We start from the raw sequence: 19413 nt of genomic DNA, 5'->3' as shown, positions 1-19413 counted from the left end.
ATAACCAGCCTTGTTTAGATAAGCGATTATAACCTCTCTAATTTTATTTTCATCCTCAATAACTAAAATTTTACTCATGGTTGCTCATTCCATTTCAATGTTTTTAGTTCGTCTAGAGAAATTCGATTAATAAATTTGCTGAACTTTTCCTTTCCTTTAGCATGTTCTTTATAATAGTTAATGAGATTAAATATTGATGGTATTAACTGATCTTCCGATAAACCTGAAAGTAAAAGCTGGGCAAAGGAAGGTTTTATTCCCTTTGGCTCTCCGCCGACATAAACGTCAAACACATTCCGCATTTTTACAACCCCAATATCTTTTAATAAAGGTTCACTTGTACCTAATGCGCAACCTGCATAACCGACTTTCATTGGCGTTGGTGTTCCGATTCCCGCGATTGCTTCGTTTAATTTAATGGCAATATCTAAGCCGGCATCCTGGGCTCCTTTGCAAAAGTTGCATGCAATCAAGCTTTTTGTCGTAAAGCCTGAAGGATTAACCTCGAGGCCGACTGCTCGTAATTGTTCGGTTATTTCATTTTGTTGATCTAACGGTATTTCCACATAAAGCTGCTTAAAAGGTGTCATCTCTATATTTGCATCTGTGTCAATAAGTGAACCTATGGTTACCAGTTGATGAGGTGTAAACAGGCTGCCTCCAACCTGAATGGCTGGTGAGACTGCGATTTTTATTTTATCATACATTTGGCATCTCTCCTTTACATCATAACCATTATAATATACCCCCTAAGGGTATGTAGGTCAAGAGTTTTTACTATACCCGGGTTAAGTATCTATAATTGTCTTCATGATGTCATTGCAACAGTTTAATTGTCTGCACAAAAAAAAGAGCGAGCCGAATAGTCGACTCACTCTTTATAAATATTACTAATGGCTGCATTCAAGTTTCATGCTTATTCTAAACCAAACTTGACCATATCATTTGTTTTGTACCAAGTACCGATTCCGGTATCCATGAGTAAATGGAAGGCACCATGAGTACAACAACGAGCTTCTCAACCGGGTCCACAAAAAATCCGGTTCTTCCTGAACCCTCCAGCTGGTAGGTGCCTACTGATTCATATGAAAGATGATGAATAGCTAAATCTAAACCAAGAGCATGGCCTTTATCTTTGATTTTACCTCCCCAATGATAGGCGGGAACGTTAAACAGATGTCGGCGAGTCATCAGATCTACTGACTTTCTGCCAAGGATACGCTGACCTTCAAAGGTTCCGCCATTCAACAGCATTTGTCCGAATTTCCACATATCAAATAGTGTTGAATAAAGTCCACTATCCGAACGAGGCGGCATAGGTGAACCGTCATTTTCTCTGCTTAACCTTTCGATATCCATCCGATCTACACTGCATACTTCAGAGTGCAGATGCTCAGGCACATCAAAAAAAGTACGTGTCATTTGGAGTGGTTCGATAATGTTCTCCGTAATGTAGTCCTCATACTGCTTACCAGATACTCTTGAGACGATCTCGCCCAGCAGAGCGAAGCCCACCGTAGAATAATTATAGGCATCCCCGGGTTGGCAAACGAGCGGGCCTTGCAGCACTTTTCGAATCCAATGATCCATGCCGCTAGCCCCCCACCATTCTCTAGGATAGGGCTCATTGTAATATCCGGTGACTGGCAAAATACCAGACGTATGCGTTAATAAGTGGAACAAGGTGATATCTTTATGTACAGGATTATTGAATTCTTCCAAAATGTTGGACACAGGCAGATCGATATAAAGCTTACCGTCCTCTATGAGCTTCATTATCGCAACACTTGTGAATGCTTTCGTTATGGATGACATTTTACGCAAGGAATCGGGCTGCAGTTCACCTTGGTCAGTGGAGCCATGCAGTCGACCCATTGATTTCCATGCGGCGATCTTTCCTTCTCGTGCAACGAGAAAACTGGCTGCTTGAATTTTTTGCTGTGCGATCAGATTCAGAAAGTGATTATCCAGCTTATTTAATTGATGTGAGCTGAGCCCAACCTCTTCGGGCACAACATCCAAGTGGCCCTCCGTTATTTTCCACTCGCTTAGCAATTCATTCATCTGTCACGATCCCCTTCCATTAATTAGGAACAATGAATCTATACTACACGAGCCGCTCTAATTTCGTCCATATGGATGTAAAGACTGCCGTTAAAATTATAAAAGATTGTTAGTATGTATCAAGTTCAGAGCTGCATTCCATTCGTATGTTTTATCATCAAAGATCCTTTGTTTTCGTGAGCTTTACCCTTTTTAATATTTCATTTATAAAATCAGTTTTACCTGCTGTATAACCGGACCGATCTTGAGCGTGCAAAGCCAATTCCTTTTTTAACTGTTCATACGCAATGACAGCCTCGGGATGCTCCCTAAGATAATCGCGGAATGCCAAATGTCTTGCTAATTCTTCGCTATCACGATTGCACACGTACAAATGATGCTCCATCCATTTTCCACGCTGTTTATGCCAAGGAACCGACATATCTTTTCTGCCAAAGGCCTCTCTTCCTTCAAAACTCCATTCTTGTTGATGGAAATAACCAATCTTCTCAAGCCCTTGGATGATCAGAGGCAGCATACTATAATCTTCAATGACGATATCTATATCCAAGATGGGCTTAGCACCAAGTCCTTTAACAGAGGTGCTTCCTACATGTTCAACTGACCTAATGAATTGCCCAACTTCAGCTTCGATAGTAGATCGTATTTCACAAAATTCGTGCTCCCAAAGAGGATTATAGTTTTCAATCTCAACTATTGTACTCATCATACTGATTCCTTCCTCTGCGCGGCAAAACCCATTCTGCACATCGACCAATTAAAGCTTGTGGTTGCAATTTTATCATTCAAATCCCACAAATTATCGATCATGCGAACCTCGACATTTCTGCGTATGAGTTCTCCAAACAAATCATGAACAATTATTTTATTGATAGGGATCTGTGTTTTTTCGCTCACATAGTAACCAGCACTTTTATCTGCGCCATAGAAATCAGTCGTATCGAATTCATATAAATACAACGTGGTTTGCCTCATGATTTCAAACCATTTATGCTCAATCGCAACAACATGGTCCAACGAATTTGAGCTTAAATAAAGTTTTTTATGCTCATCTGTGGTCGTTTCATGACTATGATAAGTTACTCTAGGACAATTGCGAGGTGTTAGGAAATTCGGCAAGCACCGTTCATTTATTACCCATACCAACCCTTTGCTTTGATCCATATCCACTCGAGAAGGTATTCGAGGTTCAAAAAGTGTAATATCACTTTCTTCGCTCACATGAAATAATCTCAAATGATCCCTGCTTTCTGATATAAAATTGTTGTGCACGAACAGCATTATTTTCAACATACGAGGAGATTGTACCATAATCTGGTTTAGAGTGGACGCAAAAAAACCGCGATATACGCGGTTCATCAGTCACTTGAAAAGTTATCTATGCACATTGTTGGTTTCGTACAGTAAACAGCTGGCTGAAACCATGTTTTTTAAGGATTTTCGCAGCCTTTTTACTTTTATAGAAACTGTCCGACAAAATTAAGACAGAGTCATTTGGTGCAAGCTCTTTGTTCCACAAATAAGGGAGCCGACCAATTGATATATTAATCGAACCATCCACATGACATTTCTCATAGTCAGTTGAATCGCGGACATCGAGTATTTTACTGCTGTCAGGTATAACGCCTTTTTCATTTAGCGCTTTTTCGTCGACATAAGTTAAATTTTTTAGGGGTGAGAATCTTCTATAAATGAACCACATTACGAATAAACCAGTTAGAGCAATTAAAATCAACATATCCTAACCTCCCCAATCCGTTTAATAAGGTACGCATATTCTATTGTAATATGGATGACCACACTTTAATCGCTGTGAAAATGAGTAATACAACAAGCCCATATCGCAAATATTTCACGTTTATTTTAGAGCTGATTCTAGATCCAATTGGAGCACCGATCAAGCTGCCCAATACAACAAATACAGTTGGCCATATCGGAATGGAACCAGCGGATAGCTTGCCGATTACGCCGCCAATTGCCGACACAAATACGATCGCTAATGATGAAGCAATGGTTGTCCTTGTCGGAATTTTTAAGACCGTCAACATTATTGGGATTAGAATAAAAGCACCACCTGCTCCAACAACTCCTGACACAATGCCAACAATGAAAGCAGACGTTACCGCAATGAGCTTATTAAAAGTGATTTCATTTATATTTAATTGTTGTTTTCCCCGGTTTGGAACGAGCATTAAAACAACAGCAATAACCGATAATGTTCCGTATATAATATTAATGGCATCTTCATTAAGAAAACGAGATCCGAATCCGCCAATTAAACTGCCCATTAAAATACTGCTGCCCATATAAATAACAAGACCTTTATGAATGACCGCTGTTTGATTGCTTTTCTGACGGAAAGCGATAATCCCAGCTAACGAAGCGAAGAAAACTTGAAACATGCTGATGGATGCCACTTCTTTTGCCGTAAACTGCGCTAAGCCAAGACTGGATGGAACATATAATAAAAGGGGAAAATTTATTATGGCCCCGCCTATGCCAAGTAATCCCGAAAAAAAGGAACCAACAAAACCGAGCAGCGTCATGATGATGTAAAGGATAATGTCCATAAAAACTCTCCTTGTTGGAATGCAATAAGTAAGGTATAATTAAAACCAAGTAACTTCATGTGAAATGAGGTATTTATGAAATGAAAAGTATATTCAAAAAAATATTTGAAGATAAATGCCCGACCTGCAATGAACCCTTGCTGTCAATCAATGAAAGCTTGTCCAGCACCAAGTATTGTGAGCATGGACATTACAAAGAAGAAAATTACAGCTCCCTAGGTGTAAGAATTATATATGACGTCTTAGAATAAGCGAACACGCTCTACCGTGTTCGCTTATTTTTTGTTATCGTTCAGTTACAAAAAAATCTCCAAAAGGCCTATTACAATGAGTATCATACCGCCGATGAGAGTAGAATATTTACCTAACCATGTTCTAGCAATCTCATGTCCAATCCGCAATCCGATAGCAACGGTTATTAGTGAAAATATACCAACAGAAATTGCAGTCATTATCGGTGACGCACCACTAACACCTGCTCCAAATCCTGTAGCGATACAATTTAATGATAAAGCAAAACCTAATGAGATCGTTTCCTGCCAAGTAATAGATCTTTCCGAATCACTAGTCTCACGTAATGGACTTGTTGCAACCCTTGTCCTCTGTTTAGGCAATATGCTCCAAAGACCTAGAAGTATGATGACAGAACCACCAATTAAATCTGCATGCTTTTGACTCATAAAACCAGATATAAGGTGACCCATTGTTATGGCTAAATATGCTGCAGCCATGGCCAATATGGCAATAAACAAGTTTGAGACAATTGGAATTTTTGTTGATCGTGTGCCAAAGGATACACCAATTCCTAAATTATCAATATTAGAAGCCAGTCCAATGAGAATGATTGAAATTAAATGCATAACTATACCTCCTCTACCATCCATTCTACTAAGTAGAGTATGCTAGAGAAGGTTATTAAGCTTGTGTTCTTTTACCGACTTTTCACGAGCAGCTCAATCGCTTCTTTAACCAGCTTATTCGCATCGCCGCCAGCAGACTGTTCTTCAATAATACATTGATGAAGGTTTTCCGCAACAATTTGGGCCATTGCTTTATCTGCTGCATTGCGTACTGCTGACAGCTGGCTTACTACGTCCTTGCAAGATTGCTGTTCATCCATCAATCTCAATACGCCTCGAACCTGACCCTCTATTCTTCTTAGTCGTGTTTTTATTTCATCGGTATAAACATATGCCATGTTCTTAACCTCCCATTCGTTAACGTGTACATGTATGGGTATATTATAAACCAAAAGAGAGTATCATTTCATTGATTATATAAATAAATTCACTTTTGCATCGGTGGCGTCGCCTAAGTAACCGGCTACACCAGCAAGTTGAATATCATCGATCAGCTCTTCACGCTGCAAACCAAGAAGATCCATTGTCATTGTACACGCTACAAGCTTAACCCCTTGCTCCTGCGCAAGTTCTATGAGCTGTGGCAGTGATAACGCATTATGCTTCTTCATAACATGCTTAATCATTTTAGGTCCCATGCCGCCAAAATTCATTTTGGATAAGCCTAGTTTTTGCGGTCCTCTTGGCATCATCCAGCCAAAGGCTTTTTCAAGAAGCCCTTTTTTGGTATGGACTGCTTCATCCTTGCGCAAAGCATTTAGTCCCCAAAAGGTGAAAAATATAGTTACCTCGTGATCATAAGCAGCTGCTCCATTTGCAATAATAAAAGCAGCTATCGCTTTATCAAGTTCCCCGCTGAAGAGGACTATCGTTGTTTTTTCAGTTACAGCTTCCATATATGTTCTCCTCTCCATAATAAAATTCAGTTAAATTTTTTTCACTAGAAATGTGAACACGCCGTTTTCTTCCGTATGCTGCACGAGTTCATGGTTTGCTTTTCTAATCCAAGCCGTAAAATCATTTAAAGAACCTTTATCGGTTGATAATACCTCCATAAATTGTCCAGGCTTCAATCCATCCAGTGCTTTTTTTGCTTTTACGATTGGCATCGGGCAAGCCAGCCCTTTGGTATCAACGATTAGATCAGCTTTCATTATTCATTTCCTCCTTTAATTATCGTGAACGGCACAACGATTTGGACCGATTTCCATTTCGCGCTGCTCTTCTTCGTTAGGTGTGATTTTACCCATATTCGTTTGGCGTATTTCTTGGTAAGCGTTCGGATGCTGCGGCAGATTGTTGGTCACCATGCCGCGAAACGCAGCTTCATCCGATATTTGCAAGCCTGTATTGTTTTTATATACATCGGATAAAACAGCGGCTACCCGCCCATCTTCTCCAAGCTCCGAGAACTTGCCGAAGTGTGCTGGAAGTATAATTAAATCCTGAGACAAATCCGGATAACGACTATATAACGTTTGACGAAGATCACCAACCCAATCTTCAGCGAGTCCAGCCAAATCTGGTCGTCCAATGGATTCAATAAATAAAATGTCACCAGTTAGTAAATACTGATCATCTACTATAAATGATGTACTGCCGATCGTATGACCAGGTGAATAAATGGGTTGTATTTTTAATGTGGTATTGCCTACCTCAATATCGTGACCGTTCTCAAGTTTCGCGTATTCAAATGTGACTTCTGCAGCATCTTTTGGAGGAAGCCAGTACGTTGCAGATTGTTGTTCTGCAAGCTTACGGCCGCCCGAGATATGATCCGCATGAAGATGGGTATCTAACGTATGCATAATGCGATACCCATTGTCCTTCGCAAATTGCTCCAACACATTCGTCATTCTAGGGGCATCTACGACAGCAGCTTCACCGTCTGATACGATCATGTAGGACAAGCAGCCTTTACCCATTCGTACAAACTGAAAAATAGTACCGCCTTGGCGCAAATCGCCAATTTTTACGGGCTCCAAATGCTCGCTCCACGACTTCATCCCGCCCTGCAAGTAATAAACATTAGACCTGCCTGCTGCCACGAGCAACTCTCCAACAAATATTGAAGAACCTTCTTTGGCGCATACAACCAGCACTTTTTTGTCTATTGGAATTTGTTCGATTATCTCCTCTACTCCCTCTAGCAGTTCAAAGTAAGGAATATTGAGAACCTCTATTCGACTTCCTTCGATTTTCCAATTCGCAAAGTCGCTTTCACTACGTACATCAAGGATGAAGAGGTCTTCTTTTTTGCTTAAAATAAGTTTTGCTAGCTGCCCGGCACTCATTTCATTTAACTGGTTTGATGAACTCACGGTGTATTCCTCCTACTATGATGAGTGAGTGGTATTACTGTACATCATTCTCTAGTGGTCCTTCCCATTCGGACATACCTGGCAAGACATTGTACACGAGTTTGAACCCTTTATCAGCTAATAGCTGGCAAGCGATATCGCTGCGGGTGCCAGTGCGGCACACGATATAAAGCTCCTGATCAGGATCGAGTTCACTCGTTCGAATATCAAGCTCTCCTAACGGAATTGATTTGGCTCCAGGGATGTGGTTAAAAACATACTCTGCAGACTCACGTACATCTAAAATCATCATGTTCTCATTTGAAATAAGCTTCTTCATCAAATCTCCGTTGTTCATTGTCTTCAAATATTTGATTTCTTCTTTTATTTCATTCGGGTTGGATTTTCTAAGGTAATGCTTCAATACCTCGCCCTCCGTAAGCGTACCTAAGTATTGATGCCCCGCATTTCTGCTCCACCCTTGGATGTCTGCCAAAGATCCTTTGTCCGTGGCAACCACTTCAATGACTTGTCCAGAAAGAAGCTCATTCATTGCTTTTTTCGTCTTGATGATGGGCATAGGACAAGCCAAGCCTTTGCAATCTATTGTTTTGTCTGCTTGAATGTGATTCATCATTTCTTGAACCTCCTTTGCGTTTATTAATAAATCATTCGAACAACATACCCATGGGGGTATTGAAAAAGGCGAAAAAATGACGCCGTACATATACCCCTATGGGTATAAGGTGTTGATAAAAATATACATGTTTTAAATGCAGATGTCAACGTGGCATCACAATAAAAAAGACCGCCATTCAGCGGTCTCTTAGTAATCTCTTTCTTTATCCCTTTTTCTTCTTTCCTGATCTCTCTTCAAAGCACGCCTCAATTCATCTTTGTTTCGATTTCTTCTAGGCATCTTTCCGTTTATTTCAAATAATAAAATAACAATCATCGTTAGCAGTAAAACGATTATAAACCCCATCTCTTTCCTCCTAGGATAAAGTTATACTGGGCATTGCTCTGAAAATTAAAAGGTGAAATAAACAATGAAAGATCTACTCTTTTTACCAACGGACTCAGATCGCATAATGAAAGCATAAGCATTGATTGGTAAGAGGAGGAATGGATCATGTTGTTTCATTACTATGTAGCAGAAAGTTTATGGAGGGATCAACAGCAAGCTTTGGATAAGCGAATTCGTAGAGGGGATTTTATTGATTGTGATATCAAAGCAGCTTCACCCGATAAATCAATTATTAAAAGATGGTTATTGACACGTAAAAAAAAAGGGGTTAATCCTCAAGTATGAAGATTAACCTTATTGGCAATTAGGACGAACGATTAATCATCCAGCAAGGATTTCACAAAACGTAGGGCGAACAAAATGATATTAACCAAATCAAGATAAATATTAACGATCATCAGTGGAATATCTTTGTCTTCAAAACCTTCCTTGGACATACGGCTAAAGTCATAAAGTGTATAACCGATGAAAATGAGTAATCCAAAGCCGGCATAAATGGTTTCCATCATCCCTCCAAAAGGGAAAATAAATTGCATAAGACCGATAACGATGAGCCCAATTAATGATGCGAACAAAAACCCGCCAAGAAAGCGAAAATCCTCTTTGGAGTATGTAGCGTAGATCGCAAGGCCTGCATAAACGAGTACAGCAACGGCAACGGTTTGAATGACGACTGATGTACCCATGGAGGCGATATAATAGCTTAAAGAAAACTGCAAGGTTGCACCAGATACAATCATAAACACGTACATCAGTGAGTAGCCAATGGCTGTTGATTTACGCAAAAACATGATGGCAATGATTAATCCAATCTCGACAATAAACAGTGGGATTCGTGCGGCGCTGGGAAGCATTGTTCCTATGTACATGCCGCCTACTGAAACAATTAAGGCAAAGAAAAAGGTTAGCATTAATTTTTGCATCGGTTTACCATAACCRCTTGACTGCGTATAGCTCATCTTATTTTTCTCCTGTCATCCATATTTATGGATCAATAATAGCATGAAAAGCATGAATACAAAATGTTCTTTTTATTTTTTCATTATGGATCTCGTCCATGCGATATGTAATCCGGCTCTTTCCATATTATGTTGACTGCTTGATCCGAAGCTAGCCTGTGCTACGACGAGCTCACAGCCTGCAAGATGCGCTTCATGTAGACGCCAGTTTAATAGTGCTGTTTGCAGACCTTGGTTTCTAAATGTAGGGGCAGTAGCCGCAAGAGCACATGATGCGATTCCATCCTCATTCATATGCATGACACCTACACCTGCAGGTATGTCATTTAAATACGCTAGATAGATTTTCCACCCTTTTCGATTCAGTAAACCAATATTGTTATTAACAAAGTGGTGTTTATCGGACAATGACATGCCTGATCCTAGGCAATGGATTTCAGCATAATGATCGAACACCTCCTCTGTAACGACTTCCGAAATCGTGATATGAGGAGGCAAAACAGGTTTATCTTCACTTGGCAGTCCATAAAGAACAGAATGAAAGCCATTTTGTCGAAAACCGAGCTCTGCCAATTTCCCAAACAGAGCAGCTGTGCATTGTATAGGATCCAAATCAATTTGAAAGCTTCTGTCTCTTGCTTCATAAAACTTGATAATCTCCTCCAGCTTGTCGCTGTCCTCATCGCCCAAACCTTTTACCGAATTAAAAATGCCCCAAGGCATTGTTTTTATATAGTAAGCTACAGCTTGGCCATAATGATTAATCTCGACTCCTTCAAGATTGCCTAGTCTCTCTCCTATGGAACTAATTCTTGATGTAAGATATTCCATTTCTGATTGCTGTATTCGTTTAATTAAAGCTTCATTCAAAATGGGAAGTTTCATCTCCATCCATCCTTGCGCATTATAATGGGATTCATCTGAAAAGTGAAATCTGCATTAACATTCATAAAGAACATTTCCTGTCTGTGATAAGTCATAGCCGGAAATAGCTGCAAGCTCCTGTTGAAATGAAGCGGACTTCAAAATTTCGATAATCAAGTTAATGAGATCGCTATTCTCTGAATTTTTCATAATGACAAGATCGTAACGTTCACTAACTAAAGGAATAAAGTCCACTCCAGTTACGATCGCTGCTGCTTTTTCTATCCCAACTCCAACATCTGCCTCGCAACCCGCCACTTTTGCTGCAACGCCTAGATGATTTGTCAGTTCGTCCTCATAGCCGAGAAGCTCACGTGCCGAAATACGATGCAATCGAAGCTGTTCCTCTAACAATACACGAGCCCCGGAGCCTTTTTCTCGATTAATAATACGTAAGTCTGTCTGAACAAGATCGCTCCATCCTTTTAGGTTTCGCGGATTCCCTTTTTGGACAAATAATCCGGCTTTCCTAGATAGCAGATTAATAACAACGTATGACGAGCCGACGAGCAGCTTGCGTATGTACGGAATATTGTATTCGCCCGTATCGCCGTCTAACAGATGGGTGCTTACGACATCGGATTGCCCATTATACATGGAGATCAAACTATCTAGACTGCCGGCATTAGACCGCAGTGGGCGAAGTGCGTGTGTATATTTCTCAATATGCCTTCCGAGTATGTCGAGGCTGATGTCTTGTCCTGTGATGACAATGGAGCGAGCGCCAAGGCTCTGGCGTGCTGTGCTTGCAGCATCTGGTTGAATAATTAAAGCGTCACGCAAGCTTTGCTGGTTCCCCTTTGAGCGCTGCTTATAGGCTTCTAAATCAGAAGCATCCACTCTCATTTGTTTACCTACTCGGTATGAGGCCAAATCCCCTTTTTTGATAAGATCATAAACGGTTAATTTGGATATTTTGAGCAGCTTAGAGATTTCCTCTGTCGTATAGGAAATATTTTCAGATATGTTAATCACCTCTTAAGGATTGTATGCAGTAATCATTATTGTAGCATAAACAACGGAAATACTGTGGTGATTCGCTTTACAAATCTATTTCCTTCACCTTATAATCGGAAAATGGATTATGTCTATTTATATCTAAACATAACGAAAGAGGGTATTAAATGATTGATTTACTTAAAAAAAGCTATGTTTTATTGTATTTGGTTATGATTATGGTCGTTGTAACGGCCTGTGGTTCGAATCAAACGAATCAACCAAGCTCCACCAATCAACCAGAATCAACAGCAATTAGTACGGAAACACCTGCTGAAAATGTTGATTTAACGATTTCGGCAGCTGCAAGTTTAACGGATGCGTTAAAGGAAATTGAAACACAATTTAAGGTAATTCACCCTAATGTAAAACTGAATTTTAACTTTGGCGCTTCAGGCGCTCTTCAGAAGCAGATTGAAAATGGCGCGCCTGCGGATCTTTTCCTCTCAGCTGCTTCCAAAAACATGAAGTCACTAGTAGATGCGAAGCTGATTGCTGAGGATAGCCAAACAAATCTCCTCTCTAATGGTCTCGTGCTCGTCACTTCAAAAACGTCAAAAACGCAGCTTGCAAAGGTTAATGATCTGTTGAACGCTGATGTCAAAACGATTGCAATTGGCATCCCAGAGAGCGTACCGGCTGGAAGCTATACGAAAGAAGCCTTGGAACAAGCAAAGCTATGGGATAGCTTGCAACCGAAGGTTGTTCAAGCGAAGGATGTCCGTCAGGTTCTTCAGTACGTTGAAACAGGCAATGCAGACGCGGGTTTTGTTTATAAGACTGACGCTTTAACATCAGATAAAGTCAATATTGTCCTTACCGTTGATCCTGCAACATACACGCCGATCACCTATCCGATTGGTATCGTTACAGCAACAAAGCATCTTCCAGAATCGAAGCAATTTTATGATTATCTTCAAACGGCAGAGRCAATGGCTGTGTTTGAAAAATTCGGTTTTTCGAAGCCATAATGCATGTAAGAAAAAGCAGTACTTAAAAAACCTCTATTCTTCCACTGGGAAGAATAGAGGTTTTTTACTTATGTCTGCAATTTTATTAAGGGTTCAATATAAGCTTAAGGCCTTCAATTTTGAGCTGATCCATACGAATAACCCAGTTTTTAATGGATTCACAAGTTTCTTCGTCTAGATTAAGAAGCTCTTTCATATCCTTTGTTAATTCTTTTTCATCGTCATTGTAGTCGCCGTCAGCGAATATGAGAAGCAGAATTTCTGCGAAAAAGATTTTTTTTACATGATCATCATTAATATTTACTAGTATATCTGCTAACTGCTTTTCGGATGAAAAGCTTATTACGGCTTGCTGCATATCCATCTCTTGCATATACGATTGAAGAAATCCTTGTTCTTTCTTGTGAATGAACCCATCAGCATTTGCTGCAAGATGTGCTAATTCGAGAAATGCTTCTTTTTGCTCCTTGGTTTGTAGAAAATGTAAAAACATAAGGTCCACTCCCTTCATTCGAAAATATTTACTCATACTCTTATTCGACATGATTTGACTATTTCCTACTTGCTGCTTATCTTTTCTATTTCAATAAATGTTTTGTAGCCTGCTATTTTGTTTAGTTTTATATCAAAAGGATGGTGGTCTTCATGAAACAAAAATTCAACACGATGCAATTTATAAAATGCTTATACAGCCGTTTTCGTGAGGATGATGTGCCTGCGCTTGGCGCACAGCTGACGTATTATTTGATCTTATCGTTTTTCCCCTTTCTTATATTTATGGTCAGTTTGCTTAGCTTTATCGAAATGTCTGGCGATAGCGTGATCGCAGAGTTTATTCGCCTTCTACCTGCAGAAGCAAGTGATACGATTAGCGGAATTCTTGCTGAAGTTGTAGATAACAGCAGCGGAACACTGCTGTCATTCGGTATGATTGCGACCATTTGGTCTGCCTCAAACGGTATTAATGCGATTTTGAAAGGATTGAACAAAGCGTACGATGTTGAGGAACAGCGACCGTTTTGGAAGGTACGCGGAATTTCGCTGCTATCAACAATTTTTTTAGTGGTCGTTATTGTTTTGGTCATGGTTATGCTTATTTTCGGTAAAGCTATTGGCGAATACTTATTTAAGTGGCTTGATTATCCAAATGGATTCGAATGGATTTGGAATGTATTGAAGTATGTCATACCAATTTCCGCAATGACAGCCGCCTTTTCCTTGCTTTATTGGATTGTTCCTAACAGAAGGCTGAGCTTAAAAGAAGCTGTGCCAGGTGCTTTATTTGCAACTTTTGGTTGGATTGCGACTTCACTTGTTTTTCAGTTCTATATGAACAATTTTGGGAACTATTCGAAAACATACGGCAGTCTTGGCGGAGTAATCATCCTGTTGATTTGGCTCTACATTAGCTCTATCCTCATCATGCTTGGCGGTGAAATCAATGCTACGCTTGCTTCAGCAAAAAGCATAATTCCACCCAATAACTCGGCTAGACATCGCTTTCGCATTCCGCTTAATCAGAATAAGGATATTAAAACGATAACATAAGTGGGAAATTTACAGCCTTGAACAGATACTGGGCGATGATTAACCTTAAATGGATTATAGGCATATGCTGAATAATCTGATTTTGAGGAGTAATGCTGCATGTATCAAATTGAACAAAACACGATTAACTACGCATATCCATACTCGGATGTTTTCGCAACCAGTGTAAGATTGATGCAGAGCGAACAGCCGCTCACTTTTGTTCTCGTTCATGGCTCCTGGGCGGATGCGAGCTTTTGGAATGGCATCGGTTATGAATTAACCAGTATGGGCCATACCGTGTTCGCGCCTGAATATCCCGGGCATGGTGCAGATCCTAATAAAAACGTCACTCATGAAATGATAAGTCATTCTGTTGCTGCTTCTATTGCGTCAAGAAATCTTCAGCAAATCATACTTGTGGGTCATAGCTTCGGAGGCTCCGTTATCCAAAAGGTTGCAGAGCTGATTCCAGAGCGTATTAGGAGGCTCGTGTTTTTGGATGCTTTTGTATTAAACGATGGTGAAATGGTCGCCGATGAATTTCCAGCCCCTGTAAAAGCTAGTTTCCAGCAGCTTAGGGAAAGCTCGAAGGATGATACGATCATGCTGCCATTTTCGCTGTTTCGTGAAACTTTTGTTAATTTGGCAAGCCTCGGCTTAGCAGAGAAAATGTACAGTATGGTAAGTCCAGAACCAGCAAAACCTTTTTATGAAAAACTCGATCTTAAAGTATTTTATAGTTTGAATATGCCGAAAAGTTATATTTTCTTAACGGAGGATAATGTTCTTCCACAGTACAACAGCGAATATGGATGGCATCCGCATATGTCCAACCGACTGGGCTTGTTCCGATACATCCAAGGTCATGGCGATCATATGTCAACTGCAAAGACGCATCCTGAGATGCTTGCTCATCGTATCTATGAAGCTGGAAGAGATTAAACGGATAAATCAGATTGAAGAAAATATAAACGTTATTTCAAAAGCATCAAGTGAAACATAAAAAGCGCGTGCCGATTAAATATCGGCACGCGCTTGTTGTGTTGCTTCTCTCATAAATGTAAAAGGTTATTTAAGGAACGAATTGCTGGACGATGCGTACGATTTCCCCGTTCTTGATCGTCATATGATAAGGAAAGCTCTTCATATCGAAGTCGTCTTCCGTATTGATGAGTTCAATAAACTTTTTAACTGAAATCGGTTCATTCCAAACAATATCTGCTTCATTAATATTGCCCGTTCGATTATAGATTTGCATAAGCACCTCAGCGTTATCGGCTATCGGTAAGTCACGCAATGTTTCATCATCATTCTCAATGTAATAACCATCTGGCGGGGCATCGAGCCCAGAATCCTTTTCACGCTCAAGGAAAATTTTTGTCGCTGCATCACCCTCGTACCAATCGATTTGGTCGATAGATAATGTGTAATGATTATTTTCCCCTTTTGTCATTGAAACGTAGCCAGTTATCATATCCGGTGTTTGTTCTACCGGTGTATATTCACGGCCTCCCGCCGGCGCAAAGCTAAAGGCCGTGAGACAAGCTATCGCAACAGTTGCGATCAATACATATTTTTTCATAGCGCAGACGCTCCTTCTATATGGTATATATTCTTATTCGGCTTACTTATACAATATAACGAAATGGGGGTGCAGAAAGTTACAGAAAAGCTACAAAAAAAAATAGATTTTAAAAAGAAAAACCTGCGCTGTACGCAGGCATTTACCTAAATAACAAATAGTTCCATAAACTGCTGTACGGGCGTGTTCTCTAATACGTTTTGGTCTTGGCAAAGCTCTAATATCGCTTGTGTTTGCTTGGATGGGAACCTGCTCTTCAAACTGGCATCAAACTTCGCAAGCAGAAGCGGTATGGCTTCCTGACGTCTGCGCCGATGGCCGATTGGGTATGCAATCTCGATCTTCTCAGTGGATGTTCCGTCTTGGAAAAACACTTGAATGGCATTGGCAATCGAGCGTTTATTAACATCCAAATAATCATGTGAGTAAGTGATATCTTCAGTCGTAACCATTTTCTTGCGAAGCTCATCGATACGACTGTCACTCGCATAATCATCCTCATAATGATCGGCAGTTAAATGTCCATGAATCAGGCCAATTGCGACCATATATTGAATGCAATGGTCACGATCCGCAGGATTATGGAGCGGTCCTGTTTTATCGATGATTCGCAGTGCGGACTTATGTGTAGTAATGATTATTTTATCAATTTCATGCCATCTGTCATTCACACTCGGGTGCAGCAAGATAGCAGCCTCCACCGCAGTTTGGCCATGGAATTCAGCGGGGAAAGATATTTTAAACAATACGTTTTCCATAACATAAGCTTCAAAATCCCGTTTAATGGAAAAGGAATTCCCTTTAAACAGCACATCATAAAATCCCCATTCCGGCGTAGTTAGTGCAGCGGGATAACCCATCTCTCCTTTTAGCGCCATCAATGAAAGCCTAAGCGCGCGAGCTGTGGCATCGCCGGCTGCCCATGACTTTCTCGAACCTGTATTTGGCGAATGACGATAAGTACGAAGCGGATGACCATCAATCCACGCATTGGATAAAGCATCAATAATTTCATCTGTCGTCCCGCCTAGCAGCGCAGTCACTACAGCAGTTGAGGCAATCTTTACGAGAATAACATGATCGAGCCCTACGCGGTTAAAGCTGTTTTCAAGTGCAAGAATGCCTTGAATTTCATGAGCCTTGATCATAGCCGAAAGCACATCTCTCATGACAAACGGCGGTTTGCCCTCAGCTATGTTTTTCCTGCTTTCATAGTCCGCAGCAGCTAGTATAGCTCCAAGATTATCTGATGGATGGCCCCACTCCGCTGCAAGCCAAGTATCATTGTAATCGAGCCAGCGGTTCATACATCCAATGTTAAATGCTGCAGTGATCGGATCAAGCTGAAATGAAGTTCCAGGAACACGAGCTCCATTCGGAACGAGAGTTCCCGGTACGGCCGGGCCTAGCAGCTTCGTGCATTCGGGATACCTAAGCGCTAACAACCCGCAGCCAAGCGTATCGATGAGACAATATCGAGCGGTATTATAAGCTTCTTCGCTAGCTATCGTATAATTTGCAGCATATTGTGCAATAGCAACCAACACTTGATCCGGCTTTGGCCTCTCATTACTCTTTAAAGTGGACATTATTTTCGCATCCCCCTCCTCATTTAGGATCGTTGCTCGATAGGCAGCCAAGGCAGCAAATCACTGCCTATATAATCGGCATTTGGACGAATGATTCGATTGTTTGCACGTTGTTCAATGATATGGGAAGCCCAGCCGCTGGTACGAGAAATAACGAAGATCGGTGTAAAAAGTGAGGTTGGAATGCCCATAAATCGATAGGCTGACGCGCTGTAAAAATCCAAATTGGCAAATAGTTTTTTCTCTTGCAGCATTATTTTCTCTATAGACTCGGAAATTGGATAAATGATTGAATTCTCAGCCCCTGCAGAGAGTCTATTTGACCAGTATTTAATAATATCGGATCGTGGGTCAGAAACAGAATAAACACGATGTCCAAAGCCCATAATTAATTTCTTGTCCTTCAGCATTTGCATAATTCCGATCTCGGCTTCGCGCACGCTGCCGAATTGTTCAATCAGCTCCATCGCGGCTTCGTTGGCACCGCCGTGAAGAGGTCCACGGAGTGTGCCAATGCCAGTCGTAATGGCGGAATACATATCTGATAAAGTAGATGCAGTAACACGTGCTGCAAATGTAGAAGCGTTGAATTCATGCTCCGCATACAATACAAGTGAAACATCAAAAGCTTTCTCATGAAGCTCGTTCGGGCGTTGATCATGAAGCAGCTGCAGAAAATGTCCAGCAACACTTTGTTGATCTGTCTCTGTATCAATCCTTCTCCCACTCTTCTGATAATGATACCAATATAATAAAATAGAGGCGCTGCAGGCTATTAATCTATCAGCGATGTGGGAAGCGTCACGCTCCTCATTTTCTGGTTCGAACGCAGCTAACGCCGAAACCCCCGTTCGAAGCACATCCATTGGATGTGTGCTGCTCGGCAACTGCTCCAATATGTTCAATACACCTGCTGGCAGTTGTCTAAGTGACGCAAGCTTCTTCCTGTAATCTTTTAACTGGACATCGCTTGGCAAGGCTCCATATAACAGTAAAAAAGCAGTTTCTTCAAAGCTGCCATGAAGGGCGAGATCATCAATCGAATAACCTCGATAGGTTAAGCCCTTTCCTGCTTTTCCGACTGTCGAAATCGAAGTCTGTCCCGCTATAACGTCGGCGAGACCGCCTTGTTTTTTAGTTGTCATGACGGTTCTCCTCCTCTTTGACTCCATAAAGCTGATCCAGCTTCTCTTCGTAGCTCAAATAATCGAGGAGGTCATAAAGCTCTGCTCTAGTTTGCATAACATTTATGACATTTTTCTGTGTTCCTTCTTGTTTTATCGTTTCATAGACATGAAGAGCTGCTGCTGACATTGCGCGAAAGGCGGATAACGGATAAAGAGCTAAGCTGACACCTGCATGCTCAAGCTCATTTATCGTATACAGCGGAGTTTGCCCGAACTCCGTAATGTTTGCGAGTATAGGAACCTTCACCGCATCAGCAAAGGCTTGATAATCCTCAAGTTTTGTTATTGCCTCAGGGAAAATCATATCTGCTCCGGCCTCCACACATGCGCATGCCCGTTCAATCGCTGCTTCTAACCCTTCTACCGCAAGCGCATCCGTGCGAGCCATAATGACAAACTGATCATCTTCTCTTGCGTCTGCAGCTGCTTTAATCCGATCAATCATTTCCTCCTTGCTTACGATTGCTTTGTTAGGGCGATGCCCGCAGCGTTTAGCCAGGATTTGATCTTCAATATGAACGCCGGCGGCTCCCGCACGGTTCATCAGCTTAATCGTTCGCGCAATTTGGAAAGCTCCTCCAAAGCCCGTATCCACATCTACGAGCAGCGGCAGCTCTGTAACACTCGTTATTCTTCTTACATCCTCAAGACAATCCTGCAGCGTTGTAATCCCAAGATCAGGCAGACCGAACGACGCATTAGCAACACCTGCACCAGATAAATACAAAGCGCGAAACCCTGCTCTTTCCGCCATTATTGCCGAAAAGGCATTAATAGCGCCTGCGATCTGCAAAGGCTTCTCGACTTGAAGCGCCTCGCGAAATCGCGCTCCGGGAGTATGACCCATCTCGCCA

The 19413-nt window shown here is 41.2% G+C and carries 25 protein-coding genes; 4 read left to right on the top strand and 21 right to left on the bottom strand.

The annotated features are described in order from the left end of the window. Positions 1-74 precede the first annotated feature (74 nt). From AC1DPK_RS22205 to AC1DPK_RS22145, 13 genes are all read right to left on the bottom strand, one after another. Complete coding sequence (locus AC1DPK_RS22205) at positions 75-707, bottom strand: nitrite/sulfite reductase domain-containing protein (protein ID WP_441886202.1); 633 nt, start codon at positions 705-707, stop codon at positions 75-77. 214 nt (positions 708-921) lie between these two features. Beyond that, positions 922-2064 (bottom strand): serine hydrolase domain-containing protein, encoded by a 1143-nt coding sequence (locus AC1DPK_RS22200; protein WP_477511664.1) that lies wholly within the window; start codon positions 2062-2064, stop codon positions 922-924. A 157-nt stretch (positions 2065-2221) separates the two neighbouring features. Further along, positions 2222-2770 (bottom strand): GrpB family protein, encoded by a 549-nt coding sequence (locus AC1DPK_RS22195; protein ID WP_477511669.1) that lies wholly within the window; start codon positions 2768-2770, stop codon positions 2222-2224. Beyond that, positions 2770-3300, bottom strand: coding sequence for a DUF6886 family protein (locus AC1DPK_RS22190; RefSeq protein WP_477511663.1), 531 nt, complete (start codon positions 3298-3300; stop codon positions 2770-2772). The genes AC1DPK_RS22195 and AC1DPK_RS22190 overlap by 1 nt, the downstream gene beginning before the upstream one ends. Positions 3301-3442: 142 nt before the next feature. Next, complete coding sequence (locus AC1DPK_RS22185; protein WP_441886214.1) at positions 3443-3802, bottom strand: rhodanese-like domain-containing protein; 360 nt, start codon at positions 3800-3802, stop codon at positions 3443-3445. 40 nt (positions 3803-3842) lie between these two features. Further along, on the bottom strand, positions 3843-4634 hold the full coding sequence (locus AC1DPK_RS22180; RefSeq protein ID WP_339209350.1) for a sulfite exporter TauE/SafE family protein: 792 nt from the start codon (positions 4632-4634) through the stop codon (positions 3843-3845). Between the two features lie 296 nt (positions 4635-4930). Continuing rightward, on the bottom strand, positions 4931-5494 hold the full coding sequence (locus AC1DPK_RS22175) for a manganese efflux pump MntP (RefSeq protein WP_441886218.1): 564 nt from the start codon (positions 5492-5494) through the stop codon (positions 4931-4933). Between the two features lie 71 nt (positions 5495-5565). After that, positions 5566-5832 carry a metal-sensitive transcriptional regulator gene (locus AC1DPK_RS22170; RefSeq protein ID WP_441886221.1) on the bottom strand — a complete coding sequence of 89 codons (267 nt, stop codon included), beginning with the start codon at positions 5830-5832 and terminating at the stop codon, positions 5566-5568. Positions 5833-5907: 75 nt separating this feature from the next. Further along, entirely contained in the window at positions 5908-6390 is a 483-nt protein-coding gene (locus AC1DPK_RS22165; RefSeq protein WP_477511662.1) for a DsrE/DsrF/DrsH-like family protein, read from the bottom strand. A gap of 30 nt (positions 6391-6420) precedes the next feature. After that, complete coding sequence (locus AC1DPK_RS22160; RefSeq protein ID WP_477511661.1) at positions 6421-6648, bottom strand: sulfurtransferase TusA family protein; 228 nt, start codon at positions 6646-6648, stop codon at positions 6421-6423. Positions 6649-6663: 15 nt separating this feature from the next. After that, the gene (locus tag AC1DPK_RS22155) at positions 6664-7788 is read right to left on the bottom strand and encodes an MBL fold metallo-hydrolase (RefSeq protein WP_477511668.1); all 1125 of its coding nucleotides are present in this window, start codon (positions 7786-7788) and stop codon (positions 6664-6666) included. 61 nt (positions 7789-7849) lie between these two features. Continuing rightward, positions 7850-8428: a sulfurtransferase TusA family protein gene (locus tag AC1DPK_RS22150; protein ID WP_441907849.1), complete on the bottom strand. Its 579-nt coding sequence runs from the start codon at positions 8426-8428 to the stop codon at positions 7850-7852. Between the two features lie 192 nt (positions 8429-8620). Then, entirely contained in the window at positions 8621-8779 is a 159-nt protein-coding gene (locus AC1DPK_RS22145; protein WP_477511660.1) for a hypothetical protein, read from the bottom strand. A gap of 147 nt (positions 8780-8926) precedes the next feature. Here AC1DPK_RS22145 and AC1DPK_RS22140 point away from each other — a divergent pair, with 147 nt between their 5' ends. Beyond that, positions 8927-9106: a hypothetical protein gene (locus AC1DPK_RS22140; RefSeq protein WP_477511659.1), complete on the top strand. Its 180-nt coding sequence runs from the start codon at positions 8927-8929 to the stop codon at positions 9104-9106. Positions 9107-9138: 32 nt separating this feature from the next. Here the strand turns inward: AC1DPK_RS22140 and AC1DPK_RS22135 are convergent, their stop codons facing one another. The 3 genes from AC1DPK_RS22135 to AC1DPK_RS22125 form a co-directional block, all read right to left on the bottom strand. Further along, positions 9139-9780 carry a Bax inhibitor-1/YccA family protein gene (locus AC1DPK_RS22135; RefSeq protein ID WP_441907642.1) on the bottom strand — a complete coding sequence of 214 codons (642 nt, stop codon included), beginning with the start codon at positions 9778-9780 and terminating at the stop codon, positions 9139-9141. A 72-nt stretch (positions 9781-9852) separates the two neighbouring features. After that, entirely contained in the window at positions 9853-10665 is an 813-nt protein-coding gene (locus AC1DPK_RS22130; protein ID WP_477511658.1) for a GNAT family N-acetyltransferase, read from the bottom strand. A gap of 54 nt (positions 10666-10719) precedes the next feature. Then, positions 10720-11670 (bottom strand): substrate-binding domain-containing protein, encoded by a 951-nt coding sequence (locus AC1DPK_RS22125; RefSeq protein ID WP_477511667.1) that lies wholly within the window; start codon positions 11668-11670, stop codon positions 10720-10722. Between the two features lie 158 nt (positions 11671-11828). On the opposite strand from AC1DPK_RS22125, the gene modA reads away from it, so the two are divergent. Then, on the top strand, positions 11829-12671 hold the full coding sequence (gene modA, locus AC1DPK_RS22120) for a molybdate ABC transporter substrate-binding protein (protein ID WP_477511657.1): 843 nt from the start codon (positions 11829-11831) through the stop codon (positions 12669-12671). Positions 12672-12756: 85 nt separating this feature from the next. Here modA and AC1DPK_RS22115 read toward each other — a convergent pair whose 3' ends face one another. Continuing rightward, positions 12757-13164, bottom strand: coding sequence for a TerB family tellurite resistance protein (locus AC1DPK_RS22115; protein ID WP_477511656.1), 408 nt, complete (start codon positions 13162-13164; stop codon positions 12757-12759). 152 nt (positions 13165-13316) lie between these two features. Between AC1DPK_RS22115 and AC1DPK_RS22110 the strand changes: the two genes are divergently transcribed. Next, the gene (locus AC1DPK_RS22110; RefSeq protein ID WP_477511655.1) at positions 13317-14219 is read left to right on the top strand and encodes a YihY/virulence factor BrkB family protein; all 903 of its coding nucleotides are present in this window, start codon (positions 13317-13319) and stop codon (positions 14217-14219) included. Between the two features lie 99 nt (positions 14220-14318). Next, the gene (locus AC1DPK_RS22105) at positions 14319-15143 is read left to right on the top strand and encodes an alpha/beta fold hydrolase (RefSeq protein WP_477511654.1); all 825 of its coding nucleotides are present in this window, start codon (positions 14319-14321) and stop codon (positions 15141-15143) included. Positions 15144-15273: 130 nt separating this feature from the next. On the opposite strand, the gene AC1DPK_RS22100 is transcribed toward AC1DPK_RS22105, so the two are convergent. The 4 genes from AC1DPK_RS22100 to prpB all read right to left on the bottom strand — a co-directional run bounded on the left by AC1DPK_RS22100 (position 15274) and on the right by prpB (position 19406). After that, a complete protein-coding gene (locus AC1DPK_RS22100; RefSeq protein WP_477511653.1) occupies positions 15274-15783 on the bottom strand; it encodes a hypothetical protein in 510 nt (169 codons plus the stop codon). A 146-nt stretch (positions 15784-15929) separates the two neighbouring features. Further along, on the bottom strand, positions 15930-17372 hold the full coding sequence (locus tag AC1DPK_RS22095; protein WP_477511652.1) for a bifunctional 2-methylcitrate dehydratase/aconitate hydratase: 1443 nt from the start codon (positions 17370-17372) through the stop codon (positions 15930-15932). 23 nt (positions 17373-17395) lie between these two features. Beyond that, positions 17396-18517 carry a bifunctional 2-methylcitrate synthase/citrate synthase gene (gene prpC, locus AC1DPK_RS22090; protein WP_477511651.1) on the bottom strand — a complete coding sequence of 374 codons (1122 nt, stop codon included), beginning with the start codon at positions 18515-18517 and terminating at the stop codon, positions 17396-17398. Further along, complete coding sequence (gene prpB, locus AC1DPK_RS22085; RefSeq protein ID WP_477511650.1) at positions 18507-19406, bottom strand: methylisocitrate lyase; 900 nt, start codon at positions 19404-19406, stop codon at positions 18507-18509. Before prpB ends, prpC begins: the two co-directional genes overlap by 11 nt. Between the last annotated feature and the right edge of the window lie 7 nt (positions 19407-19413).

This window comes from Paenibacillus sp. 01T424 (assembly GCF_056398745.1).
The sequence above is the reverse complement of the archived record's forward strand: the minus strand, read 5'-3'. Positions and strand labels throughout refer to the sequence as shown.